At 33.3% G+C, this 23,828-nt stretch carries 13 protein-coding genes; 9 read left to right on the plus strand and 4 right to left on the minus strand.

Translation table 11 applies throughout. The features are described 5' to 3' along the window. Positions 1-253 precede the first annotated feature (253 nt). Together alaS and L0669_RS09950 are read left to right on the plus strand one after the other, a co-directional pair. Positions 254-2,890 (plus strand): alanine--tRNA ligase, encoded by a 2,637-nt coding sequence (alaS, locus tag L0669_RS09945; RefSeq protein WP_263763153.1) that lies wholly within the window; start codon positions 254-256, stop codon positions 2,888-2,890. A 134-nt stretch (positions 2,891-3,024) separates the two neighbouring features. After that, positions 3,025-3,402 carry a GxxExxY protein gene (locus L0669_RS09950; RefSeq protein ID WP_173972420.1) on the plus strand — a complete coding sequence of 126 codons (378 nt, stop codon included), beginning with the start codon at positions 3,025-3,027 and terminating at the stop codon, positions 3,400-3,402. Positions 3,403-3,585: 183 nt separating this feature from the next. On the opposite strand, the gene L0669_RS09955 is transcribed toward L0669_RS09950, so the two are convergent. Beyond that, positions 3,586-5,331, minus strand: coding sequence for an ABC transporter ATP-binding protein (locus L0669_RS09955; RefSeq protein WP_173972421.1), 1,746 nt, complete (start codon positions 5,329-5,331; stop codon positions 3,586-3,588). 148 nt (positions 5,332-5,479) lie between these two features. Between L0669_RS09955 and L0669_RS09960 the strand changes: the two genes are divergently transcribed. The 6 genes from L0669_RS09960 (at position 5,480) to L0669_RS09985 (ending at position 16,765) form a co-directional block, all read left to right on the plus strand. Next, complete coding sequence (locus tag L0669_RS09960; RefSeq protein WP_263763155.1) at positions 5,480-6,274, plus strand: hypothetical protein; 795 nt, start codon at positions 5,480-5,482, stop codon at positions 6,272-6,274. A 166-nt stretch (positions 6,275-6,440) separates the two neighbouring features. Beyond that, positions 6,441-7,259 (plus strand): hypothetical protein, encoded by an 819-nt coding sequence (locus L0669_RS09965; protein ID WP_263763157.1) that lies wholly within the window; start codon positions 6,441-6,443, stop codon positions 7,257-7,259. 96 nt (positions 7,260-7,355) lie between these two features. Beyond that, positions 7,356-8,312, plus strand: a complete 957-nt coding sequence (locus L0669_RS09970) for a GSCFA domain-containing protein (protein ID WP_263763159.1) — start codon at positions 7,356-7,358, stop codon at positions 8,310-8,312. Positions 8,313-8,530: 218 nt separating this feature from the next. Continuing rightward, positions 8,531-13,621 (plus strand): translocation/assembly module TamB domain-containing protein, encoded by a 5,091-nt coding sequence (locus tag L0669_RS09975; RefSeq protein ID WP_263763161.1) that lies wholly within the window; start codon positions 8,531-8,533, stop codon positions 13,619-13,621. Then, on the plus strand, positions 13,605-15,923 hold the full coding sequence (tamL, locus tag L0669_RS09980) for a translocation and assembly module lipoprotein TamL (RefSeq protein ID WP_263763163.1): 2,319 nt from the start codon (positions 13,605-13,607) through the stop codon (positions 15,921-15,923). The genes L0669_RS09975 and tamL overlap by 17 nt, the downstream gene beginning before the upstream one ends. 212 nt (positions 15,924-16,135) lie before the next feature. Further along, positions 16,136-16,765, plus strand: coding sequence for a DUF4230 domain-containing protein (locus L0669_RS09985; protein ID WP_263763165.1), 630 nt, complete (start codon positions 16,136-16,138; stop codon positions 16,763-16,765). A gap of 420 nt (positions 16,766-17,185) precedes the next feature. Here the strand turns inward: L0669_RS09985 and L0669_RS09990 are convergent, their stop codons facing one another. Beyond that, positions 17,186-18,943, minus strand: coding sequence for an aromatic amino acid hydroxylase (locus L0669_RS09990; RefSeq protein WP_263763167.1), 1,758 nt, complete (start codon positions 18,941-18,943; stop codon positions 17,186-17,188). Positions 18,944-19,283: 340 nt separating this feature from the next. Next, positions 19,284-19,667 carry a group III truncated hemoglobin gene (locus L0669_RS09995; RefSeq protein WP_263763169.1) on the minus strand — a complete coding sequence of 128 codons (384 nt, stop codon included), beginning with the start codon at positions 19,665-19,667 and terminating at the stop codon, positions 19,284-19,286. A gap of 386 nt (positions 19,668-20,053) precedes the next feature. Between L0669_RS09995 and L0669_RS10000 the strand changes: the two genes are divergently transcribed. Continuing rightward, positions 20,054-22,204 (plus strand): RICIN domain-containing protein, encoded by a 2,151-nt coding sequence (locus L0669_RS10000; RefSeq protein WP_263763171.1) that lies wholly within the window; start codon positions 20,054-20,056, stop codon positions 22,202-22,204. 82 nt (positions 22,205-22,286) lie between these two features. Here the strand turns inward: L0669_RS10000 and ilvA are convergent, their stop codons facing one another. Further along, on the minus strand, positions 22,287-23,531 hold the full coding sequence (ilvA, locus tag L0669_RS10005) for a threonine ammonia-lyase IlvA (protein WP_263763173.1): 1,245 nt from the start codon (positions 23,529-23,531) through the stop codon (positions 22,287-22,289). Positions 23,532-23,828: the final 297 nt, after the last annotated feature.

The raw sequence follows: 23,828 nt of genomic DNA on the forward strand, positions 1-23,828 counted from the left end.
TTTAAAATACCCTATTTTTGCAGCTTGTAAAATAAGTTAGTCGAACAAATTTAATAAATGTTTCAGTTGTTCGAAGCTTTTTTTCAAGAATAAAATAATTAGATAATGTGTCAATTTGATAATTAGATAATGTATTAAAAATAAAATTTATTGTTTTAAATTTTAAGTTTTTAATTGAAATTTTCTAATAATCACATTTTCAGATTGATGAATTATCTAATTGACAAATTTTCAAATTATCTCATTAATAAACATGAAATCACAAGACGTACGTAAACAATTTTTAGATTTTTTTAAAAGCAACGGGCACTTAATCGTTCCGTCGGCTCCTATTGTACTTAAAGATGATCCAACCTTAATGTTCAACAACTCGGGAATGGCCCAGTTTAAAGAATATTTTTTAGGAAACGGAACACCAAAAAGCAAAAGAATAGCCGATACGCAAAAATGTCTTCGTGTTTCAGGTAAACATAATGATCTTGAAGATGTAGGTTTTGATACGTATCACCATACCATGTTCGAAATGTTAGGGAACTGGTCTTTTGGAGATTATTTCAAAAAAGAAGCAATCAACTGGGCCTGGACTTTATTGACTGAAGTTTATAAAATTCCAAAAGAAAATCTATATGTTTCTGTTTTTGAAGGAAGCAAAGAAGATAATGTTCCTTTTGATCAGGAAGCTTGGGATATCTGGAAAACATTAATCGATGAAGACAGAATTATTCTTGGAAATAAAAAAGATAATTTCTGGGAAATGGGGGATCAGGGACCATGCGGACCTTGTTCTGAAATTCACGTTGATTTACGTTCAGAAGAAGAAAAAGCATTAGTTTCAGGAAAAAGCTTAGTAAATAATGATCACCCGCAAGTAGTTGAAATCTGGAATAATGTATTCATGGAATTCAACCGTAAAGCTGATGGATCTCTAGAAAAACTTCCTGCACAACACGTAGATACCGGAATGGGATTTGAGCGTTTGTGTATGGCTTTGCAAGGAAAAACATCTAATTATGATACAGATGTTTTTACACCGCTTATCGAGAAAGTAGAACAAATTACAGGTTTAAAATATACATCTGACGAAGTAAAAAACATCTCAGAAGAACAAAATAAAACCAATATTGCGATTCGTGTAATTGTAGATCACGTGCGTGCAGTAGCTTTTGCAATTGCCGACGGACAATTACCATCAAATACCGGAGCTGGTTATGTAATTCGTAGAATTTTGCGTCGTGCAATTCGTTACGGATTTACTTTCTTAGGTACAAAAGAACCTTTTATCAATAAATTGGTTGAAGTTTTAGCGAATCAAATGGGGGAATTTTTCCCGGAAATCAAATCGCAACAACAATTGGTTACGAATGTAATTCGCGAAGAAGAAGCTTCTTTTTTAAGAACCCTTGATCAGGGATTACAATTGTTAGACAATGTAATTGCACAAACTAAAGGTTTAGAAGTTTCTGGAGCAAAAGCATTCGAATTGTACGATACTTTTGGTTTCCCGAAAGATTTAACAGCTTTAATTTTAAAAGAAAAAGGAATGTCTTTTAATGAAGCTGAATTTGATGCATCGATGCAGGAACAAAAAAATCGTTCACGTGCAGCATCAGAAGTTTCAACAGAAGACTGGTCAGTTTTGATTCCTGGAAATGTAGAAACTTTCGTTGGTTACGATCAGGTAGAAAATGAGGTAAAAATTACCAGAATTCGTAAAGTTGATTCTAAGAAAGATGGAATTTTATACCAAATCGTTTTAGATAATACACCATTTTATCCGGAAGGAGGAGGACAAGTTGGAGATAAAGGAACTTTAGTTTCGGCAAACGAAACAATCGAAATCATTGATACGAAGAAAGAGAACAATTTGATTTTGCATTTCGCAAAACAATTGCCTGAAAATATTGAAGCTGGTTTTGTAGCAAAAGTAAATACCGATTTAAGAGGTGCAACTTCAAAAAATCACTCTGCTACGCACTTAATGCATTTGGCTTTAAGAAACCTTCTTGGAACTCACGTAGAGCAAAAAGGTTCCTTGGTAAACCCAAATTATTTACGTTTTGACTTTTCGCATTTTTCTAAAGTTTCAGACGAAGAATTACGTCAGGTTGAAGCAAGTGTAAATGCACAAATTGAAGCACAATTACAATTGGTAGAACACAGAAATATCCCAATTAAAGAAGCATTAGATAAAGGTGCAATGGCTTTATTTGGAGAGAAATACGGAGATAATGTTCGTATGATTGAATTTGGTGACAGTAAAGAACTTTGCGGTGGAATTCACGTGAAAAACACAGCAGAAATCTGGCATTTCAAAATCATTTCTGAAGGTGCAGTAGCAGCAGGAATTCGTCGTATTGAAGCAATTACAGGTGATGCAGTAAAAGATTTCTATAAAAATCAGGAGAATACTTTATCTGAAATCAAAGAGACATTAAAAAATCCACAGGATATTTTAAAATCTGTGGCTTCACTTCAAGATGATAATGCTAAATTGAAGAAGCAAATCGAGCAATTACTAAAAGAAAAAGTAAATGCTTTAAAATCTGAATTAGAGAAAGATTTTCAGGAAGTAAACGGAGTAAATTTCCTTGCAAAACAAGTAGATTTAAGCATGGCATCAACAAAAGAGCTGGCTTCTGCTTTAGGAAGTTCAAAACCAGATTCATTTGTGTTTTTAGCTTCTGTAGAAGATGGTTTGCCAAATATTCACTGTTATATCGCTAAAGAATTAGTAGCAAGCAAAAGCTTAAATGCAAATGCAGTTATCAAAGAATTAGGAAAATATATTGAAGGAAACGGAGGGGGGCAACCTTTCTTCGCATCCGGAAAAGGTAAAAATGTTGCTGGAATCGCTGAGGCTTTGGCACACGCAGTTGATTTTGTAAAGTAACGGTTTAAGAAATTTGTAAAACGTTATTTTATATTTCGCGCAAAGACGCAGAGTCGCAAAGTTTTTTTAAAGACTTTGCGACTTTTTTATTTTAGAAAAATTAAATTTGTAAGTTTATACTTTATTTTTTAAGTATGACTGAAAACGAAATTTCAGGTATCGTAGTCGATATCTGTTACAAAATGCATGTAAAACTTGGGCCTGGCTTGTTAGAATCGGTTTATGAATCAATTTTATATCACGAATTAACTAAAAAAGGATTATTTGTAGAAAGACAAAAAGCAATTCCAGTTATTTGGGATGAAATTAAACTTGATATTGGTTTTCGAACTGATTTAATAATCGAGAATAAATTGATTTTAGAAATTAAATCAATTGAAAAAATAACAGAAGTTCATGCAAAACAAATTATGACATATTTGAAAATTACAAAAATGAAATTAGGTTTGTTGATAAATTTTAATGTTCCTTTGATTAAGTTCGGTATTACAAGAATTGTCAATAATCTTTAGATTAATCAATAAAAAACTAGCACAAGATGTTGGAGTTGAGACAAAAACTTTGCGAGTCTGAGGCTTTGCGCAATTTTATCTTCACATTTAGATTGAGATAAAAGTTTATTCAATAAAAAAAGAAAAGCCGCAAAGCTTAAAAAAAAACTTTGCGGCTCTGCGTCTTTGCGCGATTAAAAAAAATCACTTTCTTTCTCCAATTTGCTGACGCCACATAGCGTAATACAAACCTTTCTCGACAATCAAATCGTCATGTTTACCTGATTCAATAATTTTACCCTGTTCAAGTACAAATATTTTATCAGCATGCATTACGGTAGACAATCTGTGTGCAATTAAAACCGTGATTCTGTTTTGATCGGATATATTTCTAATTGTAGCATTAATTTCTTCTTCGGTAATCGAATCCAGGGCAGAAGTTGCTTCATCAAAAATCAATAAATTCGGGTTTCTTAAAATAGCACGAGCGATAGATAAACGTTGTTTTTCTCCACCTGAAACTTTAATTCCGCCTTCACCAATTGTAGTGTTTAGGCCATCTTCGGCACGTTGTAGCAATTTTTCGCAACTGGCACGTTTTAATGCATCATATAAATCTTCATCAGTTGCGTTAGGTCGCACGAATAGTAAGTTTTCGCGAATGGTTCCGGAGAATAATTGAGCATCTTGAGTAACGAATCCTAATTGTTTTCTTAGATCAAGTAAATCAATTTCGGTAGAATCAATTTCATTATACAGTACCTGACCTTCGGCGGGAGTATACAATCCTACTAATAGTTTAACCAAAGTTGTTTTTCCGGATCCTGACGGGCCAACAAAAGCAACGGTTTCTCCTTGTTTAATTTCAAAATTAATATTTTCAACAGCTTTAAATTTAGCTGTTTTATGCTGAAAACTCACATTCGAAAATAATAAAGACTGAATGGCTCCAACATGTTTTGGATTCTTCGGACGAAATTCTTTTGGAGCGCTTAATAAAGTTTTGAAATTCTCCATAGAAACCTTAGTTTCATTTAAGGCAATGATAAAATTTCCTAATTCCTGCAAAGGTCCAAAAATGAAGAAAGTAAAGAAAACCATCGTTAACAGATCGCCTACAATAATTTTATTTCCAAACAAGAAATAGTACAAAGTAAAAACCACGCAAGTTCTTAAAAAGTGAACGGTTGTTCCCTGAATAAAACTCAAACTTCTGATAAAACGGATTTTCTCCAGTTCAAGTTGAAGGATTTTAAACGTATTTAAGTTCAGACGTTTTTCTTCCTGATACGTTAATCCAAGACTTTTTACCAATTCGATATTTCTCAAACTTTCGGTTGTAGAACCTGCCAAAGCATTGGTCTGATTCACAATTTTTCGGGAAACAATCTTTATTTTTTTACCTAAATAAGAACTAATTAATGCAATAATTGGAGCCGTGATCAAAAAGATAATCGAAATACGATAATCGATTCGGGCCACATACACAATTACAAATATAAATCCGATGATAGTTTGAAAAATAAGAGAGATCGAAAGCGTAATCAGTTTTTCAGAATCAGATCGAACTTTGGTTAACTTACTTAAAGTTTCACCACTTCGTTGATCTTCGAATTCTGCATAGGGTAAATCAAGAGACTTTTTGATTCCGTCAGTATACATCTGAGCTCCGGTTCGTTGAATTACCACATTAGTAAAATAATCCTGAAAATTTTTGGTAATTCTGGAAATCATTGCAGCACCAAGAGAAAGACCAAGCCAGAAGGATAAAGATTTTATAAAACCAATTTCATTTCCTTCGTATTTATGTAAACCAACACCGCAATCCTGCATTAATTTACCGGTAATAATAGAGTCTGATAAACTGAAACAAATGTTTATAGAAGCCATAATCAACGCAAAAAGCAATAGCAATTTGTGTTTGATTATATAAGAATATAATAATTTCATATAGAGAGAATGTTAAAAAAATAGAAGATGCAAAAGTAGTGAATAGTTTGAGTTTGTGAAGTTGATTTATGTTATTAAAAATGTTAATTATTTTAAATGTTTTGTTTTTTATTTTAATCTAAATTTACCACCACAAAAAAACACCCGCATGAAAAAACTTTTACTTCTTTTTGGAGCCTTTACTTTCTTATTAATATCCTGTTCAAGTGATGATGATACTCCTTCGCAGGAAAATCTTGTTTTTCCTAAAACAGTTTCATATCTGTATCCTAATCCATCTTTAGGAACCAATAGTACCAGTACGCTTAAGTTTGACGGTAAGAAAATTGTAGATATAACCGACTCTGATTCAAAAACAATATTTACCTACAACGGTGACATCATAACAAAACAAGAAGTGTTTGATATAGATGAAAAGGGAAATAAAACTGCGGATAAAGTAGTTGAATATAGTTATGAAAATGGAAAATTAAAAACGCGAATTCATAGAATACTTTTTAGTAAAGAATATCCTAATGGAGAATATATTATAAAAACGGTCTATACACATAATTTGAATGGACAAATTTCATATATAAACTATTCGATTAATGCTAAAACAGAAATAGAAATTCAAACCAGCGTAGGTACTTTGACTTATAAAGATGGTAATCTGGTAAAAGAAGAGCAAACATTTAAATCAGTAACAACTACATTGGTTTTTGAATATGACACTAAAAATAATCCTCTTAAAAGTATTTTAGGTTTCGACCTGCTATTTAATGAAGTGAGCTATTTTGGGAAAAATAATATTTTAAAAACAACCGTAACATCTTCTGAGGATACAAAAGTGGCGACGTATTTAACAAGCTATACCTATAATGAGAATGGTTATCCTTTAAGAAGGACTTCATTTGATGGAGGAGGTAAATCAATAGAATACGAAATAGAATATACGTACTAGTTTTAAAATTTAAATATCAATATAAAACCAAATGCTTGTGTATTTGGTTTTTTTATTGGAAAGATTTTCAAATTTATCCTATCATTTATTTGTTGAAAATTCTTATCAATTTAAATGTACTATCTATTATATTTGCCATCAATTATTAATATTTAACCTCTAAAAAATGAAAAAACAATTATTCCTTTTTGTAGTTGCTGCTTTAACATTTGCTTCTTGTTCGAGCGATGATAACAACACTGAAAATGCAGAAGATACAATTTTGCCTAAAACATTAAAATATACAGATATTGCTTTTCCATCTGAGAATGCTAACTATACCTTTAAGTATAATGGCAATAAAATTGTAAGTACAACAGACGAATTTGGAAGAACGGATTATACTTATGATGGTGATCTTATTGTAAAAGAAGTAAATTACGATACAGAAAGTGTAAAGGGAAAAGATATAATAAGTGACCAAACGACTTATACATATGCAAATGGTAAATTAGTTTCTTCGTCTTATGCAGAAGCTTTTTCGACTGCTTATCCTGATGGACAATATAGAAACAGAAGAGTATTTACTCACAATGCTGATGGAACAATAAAAGTAGAAAGATATCAAACTAATGCTAAAACAGGAGTCGAGGAAAAAAGCAACTATGTTGAAGTACTTACTTTTGCCAACGGTAATTTAGTTAAAAGTGTAGAAACAAACACAGAATTTAATACTTCTTTTACTGCTGTTTATGAGTATGATACTAAAAATAATCCTTTAAAAAACATTTTAGGTTTCAGCTTATTAAAAGATCATAGCGAAGGCGAGGGATCATTAAGTTCAGTAAATAACGTTGTAAAGTATACTGCTTCATATAGTGTTAATAATGAATCAAGTGTTTACAAAAGAGAATTGACTTATAATGAAAAAGGTTATCCTGTAAAAAATACAGCTTATAAAAATGACGGAATTACAATTGCAAGAACTAATGAGTATACTTATTAGTTTTAAAATTTAAAAAATCTACCAAAACCAAATACTTCTGTATTTGGTTTTTTTATTGGTGAAAATTGGTGAAATTCGTATTTAAAATAAAAAGCCATGCAATTCAGAACCCAAATACCAATTTCTAAATCGAATAATCCGATCGATTATAATTCGAAAGTAATTTCTCTTGGTTCTTGTTTTGCCGAAAATATGGCAGAGAAATTCGATTATTTTAAATTTCAGAATGTTACCAATCCGTTTGGGATTATTTTTAATCCTGTTTCGATCGAGAAAATAATTAACCGAATAGTTAGGGAGGAATTTTATACAGAGAAAGATGTTTTCTTTTATAACGAACGCTGGCACAGTTACGAAGTGCATTCTGATTTAAGCAATTCAGATCGACAGGAATTACTGGAAACTTTGAATAAAGCCATTTCAGAAACCAATAAAAAATTAAAAGAAGCCACACATATTATCATTACTTACGGAACTTCCTGGATTTACCGAAATTTAGAAAGTGATGATATCGTGGCCAATTGCCATAAAGTACCTCAAAAACAATTCTCTAAAGAATTATTACCGATTGAAGTAATCCAGAAAAGCATTCAAAATACCATTGAGTTAATTCAGGTTTTAAATCCGGACATCAATTTTATTTTTACCGTTTCTCCCGTACGCCATATCAAAGATGGTTTTGCAGAAAATCAACTGAGTAAATCGCATTTGTTTGCGGCGGTTCATTTCAATCTAAAATCTAATATCAACAATCTAAAATTAGAATATTTCCCTTCATATGAAATCATGATGGACGAACTTCGCGATTATCGTTTTTATGCCGAAGATATGCTGCATCCCAATCAGGTGGCAATTGATTATATCTGGCACAAATTCAGTGAAAACTATATTTCAGAAGAAAGTATTTCAACCCTGCAGGAAGTTTCAGAAATTCAAAAAAGTCTGCGTCATAGAAGCTTTAATCCTGAATCAGACCAACATCAGAAATTCTTAGCTAAACTTCAGCAAAAAATAAGTGCGATACAAGAAAAATGGACACACATTAAATTTTAGTTATATTGTTTAATACAGAGTTCAGTAATTGAAAAACTGAGTGTCTTTGTGCCTTCACAGTAAATTAAAAGTAAGAAAATAATTATTTGTCAGTAAAATTCTAGAATAATTGCGCGTAATTATGTAAATTGTTAAAGTTTAAAATTCCCAATTTTGTAAACTGTATAAATACAGCTTTATAATAACGCAACTTTAATCTAATCGTGTTTTATTGACTTATGAATAAGAAACCCATTCATTTTCTTAAAAAAACACTACGTATACTACTATGGTGCGTGGTTTCTATCATTGCACTTTTATTGCTTTTAATTGTTTTAATTCAGGTTCCGTCTATTCAGAATTTTGCCAAGGACAAAGCCATTACTTACCTGCAGGGGAAAATAAAAACCAAAGTTTCATTAGATCATATTTCGATCAAATTTCCTAAAGATGTAGTGCTGGAAGGTTTCTATTTTGAAGATCAAAAAAAAGATACTTTGTTGGCAGGTAAACGTTTAGAAGTCGATGTAGACTTGTTTAAATTAGTAAGCAGTGAATTAGAAATCAACTCCGTTTCGCTGGAAAATGTTACGGCAAATATTTCCAGAAATAAAAACGGCGCATTCAATTTTGATTATATCATAAAAGCTTTTGAATCAAAAGAACCAAAAGTTAAAGATCCAAATGCGAAACCATTTACAATTTCAGTTGTAAAAGTAAATCTGGATAATGTCAAATTCAACTTCAAAGATGATTTTTCTAAGAATGACATCAAAGTAAACCTTACGCATTTCGATACCAAATTCAAAGAATTCGATTTGGATAAAATGAAATTCGACATTCCAAATATCAATCTAAACGGATTGAAATTAGTTTTAGATCAGGATGTTGTCGAAAAAATTGCCGAAGTATCTGTAAAAACCGTTGACACCATTTCGAAAAGAAACGATTTCAACTTGAACTTAGGCAAAATCAGTTTGTCTAAAATTGATATTGCTTATGATAATAAAGATTCCAAACTTGATTCAGGAATTAAATTAGGCAATCTTAATTTATCGGTAAACAAAATAGATCTGAACAATCAGTTGTTGGATTTCGATTCTTTCGAACTAAAAAATCTAAGCGGAAATTTACGATTAGGCGCAAAAGACAAAGAAATTAAAACCCCTAATTTAGATTCAACCGCAATTAAACAAGCCGGTTGGAAAGTAAAATTAAACGATGTCGATATACAAGATGTCGCTTTCAAATTTGATGATATGCAATCGAAACCCGTTTTAAAAGGAATTGATTACAGTCATCTTGATTTGAATAAATTCAATTTTAAAGCAGAGCAACTATATTACGGAAATGATACGATTTCTGGAAACATAAAAACATTAACCGCAAACGAAAAAAGCGGATTAGAGATTCAGTCTCTAAAAACTAATTTCTTTTACGGACCAAAAAATGCCTATCTGAACGATTTGTATTTAAAAACACCGCAAACTTTATTGCAAAACAAAGTAAAAGTAAGCTACAATTCGATCGCAACAATTTCTAAAGAATTAGGAAACCTTTCTTTAGATGCAAATCTAAATCAGTCAAAAATTGGCTTTAAAGACATTTTGCTTTTTGTTCCGGATTTGCAAAAAACGAATCCATTTAAAAGCAACCCAAATGCGATTTTGTATGTGAATACGCGCTTGAGCGGAAAAATAAAAGACCTGAACATTCCGCAATTCGAAATGAGCGGAATAGGAACTACAAAAGTTTCCCTTTCGGGGAAAATAACTGGTTTGCCGGATGCTCAAAAAGCTTATTATGATCTTGATATTAAGAAAGTTTCAAGTACATCAAAAGATATATATTCGTTTGTGCCAACAGAAACAATCCCAAAGAATATTCAGTTGCCTTCTCAATTAAACTTACAAGGAAAATTTAAAGGTTCTGTTCAGAATTTCAAAACCAATCTGGCTTTAAACAGTAGTTTCGGAAATGCCAAAGTTGATGGTTTATTTGATCAGCGCGTTAAGAAAAAAGAGAAATACGATGCAACCGTTTATTTGCTTGATTTTGATTTAGGTCGATTAATCAAAAACGATTCAATCGGAAAAATTACGCTTAAAGCGAAAGTAAAAGGAAATGGTTTAGACCCAAAAACAGCTCGCGCTCAATTTGACGGATTGGTTCAGAAAGCCGTTTTTAATCGATATACTTATAAAGATTTAGCCTTAAAAGGAAATATCGCAAACGGTTCATTCGATGTCAAATCAGGAATGAACGATCCAAATTTAAATTTTGATTTGGTGGCAAGCGGAAATACACAAGAAAAGTATCCATCCATAAAATTAAAATTAAACCTGGATATTGCCGATCTAGAAAAACTGAATCTTCATGCCGGACCAATGAAATTACGCGGAAATATCGATGCAGATGTTGCCAATAGTAATCCTGATTTTTTAAACGGAAAAGTATTTCTTTCGAACATTCAGATTTTGCAAGCGGCAGAACCAATCGTTTTAGATTCGGTAAGAGTTATCGCTTTCGCGGATAATAACCGAAATAATATCAAAATTTCGTCTCAGTTTTTAAAAGCAGAAGTTGACGGAAAATACAAACTAACAACCTTAACTGCAGCGATTAAAAAATCATTATCAAAATATATCGATCTGAAAAATCCGAAAGTAAATGGAGAATCAGACGAACAACGTTTGGCTTTTACATTAAAGATCGACAATGATCCGATACTTTTTAAATTGGTTCCAAAATTAACCGGTTTAGAGCCTATTAATATTACCGGAAAATACAATAACGTTGCAGATTCTTTGGAAATAAAAGGAACAATTCCGCGAATCGTTTATGCTGAGAATACTATTTCTGACGGAAAAATTAATATTGAAGGCAAAGAAAATGCTTTAGAATATAGTGTTTCTGTGGCAACGATTGAAAGCGGTTCTTTAAAAATTCCGTTTACGAGTCTATCCGGAAAAGTCGAGAATAATCTTTTGACGTATGCACTTGAAGTGAAAGATGTAAAAGACAAACAGCAATATTTTATTGCCGGAGAATTTAAAACAGAAGATTCTAAAAACATCTTTAAAATTGATGCAGAAAACTTTGTGCTGAATTATGATAAATGGGATATTGATCCTGAAAATGCAATCGAATTTGGAGGAAAAAGATTGTACATCAATAAATTTTATTTGGCCAATTCCGGAAACGAATTAAAAATTCAGTCACAAGGAGATCAGGATAATGCGCCATTACGAGTTGATTTTGTCAACTTCAAAATCGAGACGATTATGAACATCGTTAAAAAAGACCAGCTTTTGATGCAAGGTTTGATTAACGGAAATGCGGTTGCCGAAAATGTAATGACGAAACCTACTTTTACCTCTGATTTAAAAATAGAGCAATTTGCTTTTCAGGGACAAGCGGTAGGAGATATAGAAATAAAAGTTGATAATAAAACCGATAATTTACTGAATGCAAATGTAGCATTGACGGGAGAAGGAAACGAAGTAAATCTGACCGGAAATTATAAAATTGATGATGGAAATCTTGATTTCAATTTAGATTTGAGTAAGTTGTACATCAAAAGTATTCAGGGATTTACAATGGGCAACGTAACGGATGGAACGGGGTATTTATCTGGAAATTTCAAAATTGTAGGCAATGCGTCAAGTCCAAAAGTTTCAGGCGAATTAAATTTTAATGATACAGGATTTAGAATCACGCAACTGAATTCATTTTTCAAGACAGATCAGGAAAAAATCACTTTTAATAATGATGTAATCACTTTTGATAAGTTTACGCTTCATGACGAAAATGACAACGAATTATCTGTAGATGGAACCATTCAATCTCCGGATTTCAAAGCCTATAATTTTGGTTTAGTAATTACAGCTGATGATTTTAGAGCCATTCATTCTAAAGAAGTCGATAATGATTTGTTTTATGGCGATATGTTCCTGGATACAAAACTAAATATCAAAGGAAATCTGGATAGTCCGGTTGTCGACGGAACTATTAAAATAAATAAAGAAACCAAATTTACGGTTGTATTACCACAGTCAGATCCTTCGATTGCAGATCGTGAGGGTATTGTAGAGTTTGTCGACGAAGATAATATGTATTTGAAACAAACTGTTGATTTGCAAAATAAACTCGATCAGTCTGAAGTAAAAGGAATGGATGTAAATGTGGCCATTTCGATTGATAAAGAAGCTGAGTTGACATTGATTATTGACAAAGGAAACGGTGATTATCTAAAACTAAAAGGTGAAGCCGAATTGGTTGGAGGAATCGATAAATCAGGAAAAACAACTTTAACAGGTAAATACGAGTTCTCTGATGGTGCTTATGAAATGAACTTTAACGGAATCAAAAGAAAATTCGATATCCAGAAAGGAAGTTTTATTACCTGGAATGGCGAACCAACAATGGCAAATTTAAATATTACGGCAATTTATAAAGTAAATGCTGCGCCAATTGATTTATTGGGGAATCAGCTTCCAAGCGACAATTCAGCCGTACGAAATACATACAAACAAAAACTTCCGTTTCAGACTTTATTGAAAATGAACGGAGAATTAATGAAACCGGATATTTCTTTCGGAATTGTGCTTCCGGATGGTAATTACGATGTTTCTTCGGATGTTGTGACTTTAACGCAAACGAAACTGAAACAATTAGAACAAGATCCGGCAGAATTAAACAAACAGGTTTTTGCCCTTTTATTATTAAACCGATTTGTAGGCGAGAATCCGTTTGCTAGTGAAAGCGGCGGTACAAATGCAGAATCTATCGCCAGACAAAGTGTGAGTAAAATTCTTTCGCAGCAATTAAACAATCTTGCCGGAGAATTAATCACCGGATTTGAAGTTAATTTTGATTTAGAATCGACAGAGGATTACACTTCCGGAACCATGCAAAACAGAACCGATTTGAATGTTGCTGTTTCTAAAAAACTGCTTGATGACAGATTGAAAGTAACCGTAGGAAGCAGCTTTGGCGTTGAAGGAGCAGAACGCGCCAACGAAGAAAGTACCAATATTGCCGGAGACGTAGCGCTGGATTATCAGCTTACAAAAGACGGCCGTTATATGGTTCGTGCCTACAGAAAAAATCAATATCAGGTAGCAGTTGAAGGTCAGGTGGTAGAAACGGGTGTTGCTTTTATCATTACCATGAGTTACAACAAATTCAGAGAGCTTTTTCATCGTTCAGAACAGGAAAAGGAAATGATAAGAGAAGAAAAAATCCGTAAAGAAAAAAGAAAGCAAAAAGAGAAAGAAGAAAAAGAATTAAAAGAGAATCAAATTGAAGGCAATGAACAAAAAACATAAGTATATAGAAAATTGGTATATAAAGTATTTTGTACTGTTTTGCCTGTTTTTTGTTTTAGGCTGCAGTAATACGAAGTACTTGCCGGAAGGCGATTTGCTTTACACAGGAGGTTCTGTAACAGTGAAAGATTCTTTGATTAAGAAAAAAGAAAGAAAAGCACTCGAAACAGAATTAGAAGGTTTATTACGTCCAAAACCCAACAAACAAATTTTAGGATTACGCCCTAAATTATGGATTTACAATTTGGCCGGCGAACCTAAAAAACAAAAAGGAACCCGATATTGGCTTCGCAATAAAGTAGGTGAACCGCCTGTACTTTTTAGTAAAGTCGATTTAGATTATAATGCTTCTGTACTGCGCAATTTTACCGAAAACCGAGGTTACTTTAAAACCCGTGTCAGCGCTGATTCTACTGTTCGAAATAAACGAGTTACAGCAGAATATACCGTTATACCCAAAAAACAATACATCATTAAAAGCGTGACTTTTCCTGATGATTCATTGGCCATGTCCAGAATCATTGGAAGATCAAGCCGAAGAAGTTTATTGAAAGTGGGAAAACCGTATGATCTGGATATTATAAAAGCCGAAAGAGAACGAATTGACGCAAGGCTTAAAGAGAAAGGCTATTTTTACTTTAATCCGGATTATCTTTTGGCTCAGGTAGACAGTAGTAAAGGCGATCATGAAGTAAAAATCAGGTTGGTAATAAAACCCGATACACCGCCAAAAGCGCTTACAGCCTATAAGATTAACAAAATTTTTGTTTATCCTAATTATTCTCTTTCAAATGATAGTGCCGTTTACAGGCAAAAAAATATAACGCAATACAAAGATTTCACGATTATAGATACAACAGAGACATTTAAACCAAGAGTTTACGATCGAACGATCTATTTTAAGAAAGGAGATTTGTATAACAGAAAAGACCATAACTTAACCTTAAATCGTTTCGTAAATCTGGGGACTTTTAGTTTTGTAAAAAATGAATTTAAACCGTCGGATAGTATTCCAAAGACTTTAGATTCGTATTACTATCTTACGCTTTTACCTAAAAAGTTTATTCGTGTTGAAGTTTTAGGGAAAACAAATTCAGCCAGTTATACCGGAACAGAATTGAACTTAAATTGGAATAATCGAAACTTACTAAAAGGCGCAGAATTATTTACTGTGTCAATTTTTGGCGGTGCCGATTTCCAGCTTGGCGGAGTAAATAAAGGAAAGAACATTTATAAACTAGGAGCAGAAACAAGTTTAACCTGGCCGAGATTTGTAACGCCGTTTAATATTGAAGGAAATAGCGAATATGTGCCAAGAACAAAAGTAGCTTTGCGATACGAGTATCAAAAAAGAACACAGTTGTATGCGCTTAATTCCTTTAATACCTCTTTTGGATATTTGTGGAAAGAAAACATCAGGAAAGAACATCAGCTAAACGTGATAGATGTAACCTACGTAAGTCCTAATCATGTTACGCCGGAATATTTAGCAGACATTAAAGATGATCCTGCGCTGGGAAAAGTAATTGAAAAACAATTGATTTTTGGTCCAACGTATAGCTATACTTATACAAATACGATGCAAAAACGCCGAAAAAATACTTTCTATTTTAATGGTGAATTAGATTTGGCGGGAAATATTACAGGATTGGTTACAGGTGCAAGTTATAAGAAAGACGATGTAAAAACGATATTCGATGTTCCGTTTAGTCAATATGTGAAAATCAGATCTGATTTCAGGCATTATTTAAAACTCGGTAAAGAAAGTGAATTGGCCAGCAGATTAATTGTAGGAGCAGGATTGGCTTATGGAAATTCAAGAACACTGCCTACATCAAAACAATTTGTAGTGGGAGGAACCAATAGTATCCGAGCTTTTAGAGCCAGAACTCTGGGGCCCGGAAGTTATGTCATTCCGCTAACTGTAAACAACAATTATACACCAGATCAATCAGCAGATTTAAAACTGGAATTTAATACAGAATATAGAGCAAAATTATTTAGTATTGTAAGAGGAGCCGTGTTTGTAGATGCCGGAAATATTTGGCTTTTACATGCCGATCCCGATAAACCCGGAGCCGAAATCTCAAAAGATTTTATGAAAGAAATTGCCATAGGCGCCGGAGCAGGTTTACGTTTCGATTTGTCATTTTTAGTTTTAAGAACCGATTTTGCTTTCCCGCTTAGAAATCCATCTCTTCCGGATGGTCAACGCTGGGTAATCGATGATATTAATTTCGGAAGCGGATCATGGCGAAAAGACAACCTGATATTAAATATCGCGATTGGATATCCGTTTTAAAAAGTTTTTTTGCCACGAATTTCACGAATTTCACCAATTTTTTAAAATGTCTGAATTTTATTTTTCGAATTTTTAATTCGTGAAATTGTTAAAAAGCACAAAGTAGAGATTAGTGTAATTCGTGAAATTCGTGGCAGAAAAAAAATAATTCGTAGCGAAAAAACTTTTAACCTCTTGAAAAAAGAAGTAAATTGGTCTAATAAAATAATAGAATGCAAAATTTAATAAAGAGAATAATAGTTTTAGCTGCGCTTGTACTTGTGATAGTTCTGGCTTTCAAATATTGCGAGTTTAAGAAAGAAAGCGAATCAGATATTCAATATAATACCAATTTAATTCAGCAACAAATCCTTAACGTTGGGAAATTGGTGGTAACCGAAGGACATTTCTCCGAAGTCATTACGTATAAAAACCAACAGAAATACCTAATGGATATGGTTTCTTTTGAAAAGAAAGCCCTTGTTGTTGTAAATGCAAATGTTACCGTTGCCTACGATTTGCATAAAATGAAATACGACATCGACGAAAAAAACAAAACCATCACCATTCTAAATATCCCAAAAGAAGAAATCACAATCAATCCCGATATCCAGTTTTACGATGTAGAACAAAGCAAACTGAATCCGTTTACAGGAGAAGATTATAATAAAATCAACAAATCGGTAAAAGCTAATCTGGCCAAGAAAATCGAAAAATCGACCCTAAAAACCAACGCACAAAATCGTTTAATTAGCGAATTATCGAAGATTTTAATTCTAACCAATTCAATGGGCTGGAAATTACAATACGAAGGAAAAACAATCGAATCTGATAAAGATTTTAATGAGGATTTGAAATTGTGATTTGAGGTTCAAAGGTTCATAGCGGCAAAGGTTCAAAGGTTTTTTGCCACAGATTAAAAGGATTAAAAAGATTTTATAATTTGGATTTGAAAAATAATCTGATAAAGATTCCCATAATCTTGTCATTTCGACGAAGGAGAAATCTTCGCAAGTAACTCCGCAACGAGAATCTAATCTTTGTAGAGCTTCTCGCGAAGATTTCTCCTTTGTCGAAAGACAAAAAATGAGAGAAAAAATTTTGCGTCTCCGCTCCCGATAGCTATCGGGATTGCGAGATTAAAAAATCTGCATATATCAGCTTCAATCAGTAAAATCTGCGTGAAATATTTTATTAACATTAGAAAAATCTCAACATCTTCACAAGATTAAAATAAAACCCGTGTTCCCCAGTTTAAATCCGTAAAATCCGTGGGCAATACTTTAAACGGCTTTTTTATCAAAAATCAAATCCAAACCACCGGCAATTAAATGCGCAACTTCAGGACGTTTTATTTTCAATTGATCAAGATAAACCAAAACCTCCTGCAAAAGTTGTTCTTCATTCGAATCCTTTAAAAGCTCTGCAATTTCAACAGAAAGCAGCCAATCATTAGCATGATTTTTTTGTAGTTTTTCAAATACAGATTTTAGTTCAGCTTTAGAATCTTTATTTTCTCTAATCATACGAACCGTCTGATAAAGAACTTCAAGATCATCACGTTCGTCAGTATGTTTAGCTTTTATAGTAGTGGTTTTCGGAACATTATTAATCAGGTCAAAACTATTGACATCGGCTGGACCGGAAAAAGCAGAAACTACTTTTTTACCAATTGCCATATCATAATTTCCCCATTCAGGCTGAAACAAAATCGTTTCGCCATGCGTCACTGTACAATTTCTAAAACTTATCAGAATAATTTCTCCGTGCAGGTTTCTTGATCCCGTAATAATTTCACCTTCCACAATAATATTGCCTTCAAACTCTAGTTTTACAGTTTCATTTTCAACAATGCTGTAAGCCTGTAAATCCTTCGGACTCATGTCTTCAATCGCTAAATTAAAACCTTTCAGTTTCCCAATCGGACTTCCAAATCCTTCCGGATGTGTCAAAGTTCCGTGACCCACCAATTCTTTTTCACGGTACGATAAAGCCGTTTTTCCTGTGGTTTGTATGTAAACAGGTTTTCCTTCTTCTTCGATAACATTCGTGAAAACGCCCGAAATTTGTAAACCTGTACTCAACTCAATTGTTCCTAAAGCATTCGAATGAATCAGTTTCTGAATCCCCGAAAGTCCTCCCGTACGTAAAGCCATTTTATTAGCAAATTCCTCCAGAATCAAACTTAAATAAGAGAAATTTGGCGTAACATAGAGTTGAGGTTGTAATTGTGTAATATCAAAATTTTGGTTTGCAGCCGAGATATCATAAGGGATTTTCTTCACGTTATCCGTCATACACCACGCACTTTCACCAATCGACGAAAGTAATCCGGCACCATATATTTTAGGATTTTCAACCGTTCCAATCAAGCCATATTCAACTGTCCACCAATGCAGGTTTCGAATCTGGGCCATTTCAGACAATTCGCCCATATTATTTTGTAAATCTGCAACCGCTTTTTCGGCTTCGTCTATTTTTTCCTGAGGCGTATCTTCGGCTTCCTTTAAAATCGAAAGCAGACGAATCGCTTCATACATCTGATAATCTTTATGAGAAGAAATCGCTTTGCAGCCAATTTCTCCAAAACGACGCAAATATTCCGCATATTCCGGATTCGCAATAATAGGAGCATGGCCGGCACCTTCGTGAATAATATCCGGAGCAGGCGTATATTCAATATGTTCTAACTGGCGAATGTCTGATGCGATAACCAAAACATTATACGCCTGAAATTCCATAAACGCATTTGGCGGAATAAACCCGTCAACCGCAACTGCAGCCCAGCCAATTTCAGTTAGAATACGATTCATTCCGTACATGCTCGGGATAGCATCAATTTCGATTCCCGTTTTGCGCAATCCTTCTAAATACGAACTATGTGCAACTTTCGATAAATAATCTACATTTTTACGCATGACATAACGCCAAACCGCTTGATTTATAGGAGTGTAATCGCTATAATCCTGAGGTTTAATAAATTGCTTCAAATGTTTAGGCAATCGCTCTAATAACGGGTTTGTTTCAATACTTGCATTCATTTCGAAAACGTTGTAGATTAGAATGTAAAATTACGAATTAAGACCGCTATTTTTTGCTATTCCTTATAATTTTTTTGTTCGAAACGAATTTTTATTGCGTTTTTCGTGAAGTTTGTCTTGAGGGCTTGTTTAAGTTTTAGGAGCTGTTTCCTGCTATCCGCTATATCTTTTCCTGGCTAAAGAAGCCAGAAAAAGGATGCCGCTTCTATCAGGGCTAGGACTCCAGTTTTCAAAAGAAGATTTTTGTTGTAATTCCCGTGATATAAAAATAATTCGTTCAATTCAAATTTATTGGTTCCAAAAAATTAGTGTAATTCGTGCAATTCGTGGCAACTTTCTTTTAATGATTCTCAGGATTTCTAAAATATTCAATCTTATAATTAAACATATACGCCATATTAGCAGCGCGAACCTTAGCTTCTTCAGCTAATTTGCCCACAAACAAGCTATCAACAACTGTAGTAAAAATTTCCATCCAGCGATCAAAATGCGATTGATTTACCGGTAAATGTTTGTGTGGCGGAAATGGACTTCCGGAATACGTATGTTCTTCTAAAAGAAGAGTTTGCCAAAAACGATACATTTTTTCTAAATGCTCCGGCCATCTTCCTAACATTTTTTCGTTGAAGATCGGACCAATCAAATCGTCTTTTTGAACTTTATCATAAAAAGTATTTACTAAAAGTTTAATATCATCGAGGTTAGAAATATCCTGAAGTGCCATTTTTTTTAAGTTTTAAATCAATTACAAAAATACAACTTAAAGCCCTTTTTATTTATTGATATTTATCATTTTCAATTTCTCATTTTATACAAAGTAAGCATCAGGAATATGATTTTTATGATTATTCTGATGATTTACAAGATCATTATAAATAGACAGAAAAATAAAGTAAGATTTTTATTAGATTATTTGTTTTTAATATTCTGATTTTTAAGTATTTATTAATTTGTTAGATAAGTTTTTGTAAAGGTTAAATTTTAAAATGATGTGTATTTGTAAAGTTTAAAAATTATCAATTCAGGAAAAATTAACATAATATTGAGCTGAATTAGTAAAATTAATCTTAAAAAATAAGAAAAATTTAATTATCAAAAACTCACAAAAACATGAAGAAAACTACCCAAAATCGAACAACTTCAGTAAACCTTAAAATAATGATGTATGTCATTATAATGATTTCGTTTACTATTAAGGTCAATGCACAAACCGTAACACCGTGGATTACCAGCGGAGATCAAACCAGATTATTACAACAACAAGGCACCGTTAATTTCGGTACCAATTCAGGAACCAACCCTTCGACTGTAACCATTAATGCAGGAACAACCTACCAAACCATGGACGGATTTGGTTACACTCTTACCGAAGGAAGTTGCGAAGTAATTAGCGCAATGGCAGCTACTCAGCAAAATCAGTTATTAAATGATTTGTATAATCCTGTTACAGGCTTGAATGCCAGCGTAGTTCGTATTAGTATAGCTGCTTCAGATTTAAGCAGTTCATCTTATAGTTATAACGAAACTTCAGGAGATGTAAATATGAACAACTTTAGTCTTAACGGACCCGATTTGACATATTTAATTCCCATTATCAAAAAAATTCAGCAAATTAATCCCAACATAAAAATATTAGCAACGCCGTGGTCAGCACCAAGATGGATGAAAACCAATAATTCATGGGTGGGCGGAAGCTTACAAACACAATATTACGCAGCCTACGCGAGATATTTTGTAAAATATATTGCTGCTATGCAAGCACAAGGAATTCCGATTTGGGGAATCACGCCTCAAAACGAACCTGAGAATCCGCATAACGAGCCAAGTATGCTAATGAATTCTACAGAACAAAAAAACTTTATCAATCAACAACTTGGGCCGCAAATGGCAGCAGCAGGTTATGGAGGCGTTAAAATTATAGCTTTTGATCATAATTGCGATAACACCGCTTATCCTATAGATGTTTTAAACAATAGCAGTTATGTTGATGGTGCAGCGTTTCATTTGTATTTAGGAAACATTTCGGCCATGTCAACCGTAAAAAATGCAACCAATAAAAACGTTTATTTTACAGAACAATATACAGGATCAGGCGGAAACTTTGGCGGAGATTTTGGCTGGCACATGCAAAACGTAGTAATAGGCAGTACGAATAACTGGTCTAAAACGGTTTTAGAATGGAATGCTGCAAATAACCCAAGTTTAGGACCGCGTACTCCTGGCGGATGTAATACTTGTTTAGGCGCGATTACAGTAAATAATAGTACCAGTTATACTAGAAATGTGGCGTATTATATTATTGGTCAAATCTCAAAATTTGTAAAACCCGGTGCAGTAAGAATTGGTTCTTCAAGTACCAGTGGTACAATTCAAACCGTTAGTTTTAGAAACCCTGACGGATCGATCGCACTTGTAGTTTATAATTCAGGATCGGCCAATACCATAAAAGTAGTTTCAGGATCGTCAGCATTTAATTATTCAGTTCCGGCATCATCAGCAGTTACTTTTAACTGGTCAGCAGGAGCGCCACCATCAACTTCTTTTCCGGGTTATTACAATATCATTTCAAGAAACAGTAATAAAGGATTAGATGTTGCTGATAATTCTACGACAAGTGGAGGACGCATTCAGCAATATGATATTACTGGTGGAGGAGGAAGTAACCAACGCTGGAAGTTTGTTCCGGACGGAAGTGGCAATTATTACATCATTGTAAAATCGACAGGATTGTATTTGGCACCAGAAAGCAATAGTACAGCTGACGGAATAAAAGTACAGCAAAGAGCATTCTCATCTTCAAACGAATTCAAATGGACAGTTAACAGTCTTGGTGGAGGTTATTATCAAATTATTAATGTAAATAGTGGAAAATCGCTCGATGTAGAAAGTGTTTCTACAGCAAACGGTGCCAATATTCAGGTTTGGGCGTATAGCGGAGGATTAAATCAGCAATGGCAATTGGTACAGGTCGAAGCTTCCGCGGCTAAGAAAGTTGCTGTACAAGAAGAGGTTAATACTGTATCTGATTTTTCTCTTTATGTCAATTCTACAAATAACTATTTAAATATTAATACTCCAAATTCAGGTTCCGGGCAAGTTGAAGTTTATAATGCTTCCGGACAAAATGTTTTAAAAAGAAACGTTGAATTTACCACTGGGAATGAAGCCGAAATAGAGATTTCGCAATTACCAAAAGGAATTTATGTAGTTAAAGTGAATGATAGTAAAAGCACCTATTCTAAAAAAGTAATAAAGAAATAATTACCAATTTTTAAATTTTAATTAGTGATTTTATTTTGGTTTGAAAAGGCTGTCTGATTTAAAACTCAGACAGCCTTTTGTTTTATCCTATCAATTGTGTGAATAAATCCTGATTGTCATTTAAGTATTGAAATTCGAAACCATTTTGGGTCATATTCAATTTAATAGCCATAATGTCGTTTTTGTTTTTTAGTTCTAAACCAACCACTACAGAACCAACTTCACGACTGTTTTTCTTAGCAAATTGAAAATAAGTGATGTCATCATCCGGTCCTAAAATGTTGTTTACAAATTCTTTTAAAGCGCCCGGACGTTGCGGAAACTGAATCATAAAATAATGCATCAAACCTTCGTATAATAAAGAACGTTCTTTTATTTCGGCAGTTCTTTCGATATCATTATTGCTTCCGCTAACCACGCAAACGACGTTTTTGCCCTTAATTTTATCGGCATAAAAATCCAGAGCAGCAATTGTCAAAGCTCCTGCCGGTTCTACAACCATGGCTTCTTCGTTATACAAACGTAAAATTGTAGTACATACTTTTCCTTCGGGAACCAGAATAATATCTTCAAGATTGTATCTGCAAACTTCAAAAGTTTTATCTCCAACTTGTTTTACAGCGGCACCGTCTACAAATTTGTCAATCGTTTTTAAGGCCGTATTTTTATTTTCTTCAATAGAAGTTTTCATTGATGGTGCGCCTTTTGGTTCAACGCCAATGATTTTAGTATTCGGACTCAAATGCTTAAAAACTTCAGATAATCCGGAAGCCAGTCCTCCGCCGCCAATCGGAACAAAAACATAATCAATTGGTTCTTTAAAACTTTCCAGAATTTCTAAACCTACAGTTCCCTGACCTGCAATTACTTTTTCGTCATCAAAAGGATGAATAAATATTTTATGGTTTTGAATAGCATCTGCTGTAGCCGAAGCATAAGCATCATCAAAAGTATCTCCCGTTAATACAATTTCTACAAATGATTTACCAAACAACTGAACTTGTTTTACCTTTTGTTTTGGAGTTGTTTTAGGCATATAGATTTTGCCTTGTATTTGCAGAAGATGACAAGAATAAGCTACACCTTGCGCGTGATTTCCGGCACTTGCGCAAACAATTCCGATTGCTTTTTCTTTTTCGTTCAACGAAGAAATCTTGTTGTAAGCGCCTCTAATTTTGTATGACCGTACAATTTGTAAATCTTCCCGTTTCAATAAAATAGTCGATTGAAACTCTTCTGAAAGATTTAAATTTTGTGTGAGTGGAGTAGCGGCAACTACATTTTCGAGTTGCTTTTTTGCAGCAAGTACTTCGTTAAATAGATTCATAATTTTTGTTTATTATTTTTTGCCACAGATTAAATGATTTAAAAAGATTTTTAATCTGTCGTAAAATCGATGTTTTTTTTTGCCACGAATTACACTAATTTTCGCTAATTTTTTTCTCAGGGATTGAAATATAATTCGTGTAAATTCGTGTAATTCGTGGCTGTTTTTTTAGCATTATAAATAAAAAAAACCTCCCGTTTGGGAGGTTTTATAAAATTGTATTTTGTTTACTTATTTATATAATACCTCACCATTATTGCTGAATAGCAATAATATTAATAGAGATAATAATGATAT

Source organism: Flavobacterium bizetiae, assembly GCF_024271895.1.
Classification (GTDB): Bacteria; Bacteroidota; Bacteroidia; order Flavobacteriales; family Flavobacteriaceae; genus Flavobacterium; species Flavobacterium bizetiae.

What these genes read in the sequence shown, in the direction of transcription:
- alaS (WP_263763153.1), top strand. Translation starts at nt 254, where the DNA reads ATGAAATCACAAGACGTACGTAAACAATTTTTAGATTTTTTTAAAAGC.
- L0669_RS09950 (WP_173972420.1), top strand. Translation starts at nt 3,025, where the DNA reads ATGACTGAAAACGAAATTTCAGGTATCGTAGTCGATATCTGTTACAAA.
- L0669_RS09955 (WP_173972421.1), bottom strand. Translation starts at nt 5,331, where the DNA reads ATGAAATTATTATATTCTTATATAATCAAACACAAATTGCTATTGCTT.
- L0669_RS09960 (WP_263763155.1), top strand. Translation starts at nt 5,480, where the DNA reads ATGAAAAAACTTTTACTTCTTTTTGGAGCCTTTACTTTCTTATTAATA.
- L0669_RS09965 (WP_263763157.1), top strand. Translation starts at nt 6,441, where the DNA reads ATGAAAAAACAATTATTCCTTTTTGTAGTTGCTGCTTTAACATTTGCT.
- L0669_RS09970 (WP_263763159.1), top strand. Translation starts at nt 7,356, where the DNA reads ATGCAATTCAGAACCCAAATACCAATTTCTAAATCGAATAATCCGATC.
- L0669_RS09975 (WP_263763161.1), top strand. Translation starts at nt 8,531, where the DNA reads ATGAATAAGAAACCCATTCATTTTCTTAAAAAAACACTACGTATACTA.
- tamL (WP_263763163.1), top strand. Translation starts at nt 13,605, where the DNA reads ATGAACAAAAAACATAAGTATATAGAAAATTGGTATATAAAGTATTTT.
- L0669_RS09985 (WP_263763165.1), top strand. Translation starts at nt 16,136, where the DNA reads ATGCAAAATTTAATAAAGAGAATAATAGTTTTAGCTGCGCTTGTACTT.
- L0669_RS09990 (WP_263763167.1), bottom strand. Translation starts at nt 18,943, where the DNA reads ATGAATGCAAGTATTGAAACAAACCCGTTATTAGAGCGATTGCCTAAA.
- L0669_RS09995 (WP_263763169.1), bottom strand. Translation starts at nt 19,667, where the DNA reads ATGGCACTTCAGGATATTTCTAACCTCGATGATATTAAACTTTTAGTA.
- L0669_RS10000 (WP_263763171.1), top strand. Translation starts at nt 20,054, where the DNA reads ATGAAGAAAACTACCCAAAATCGAACAACTTCAGTAAACCTTAAAATA.
- ilvA (WP_263763173.1), bottom strand. Translation starts at nt 23,531, where the DNA reads ATGAATCTATTTAACGAAGTACTTGCTGCAAAAAAGCAACTCGAAAAT.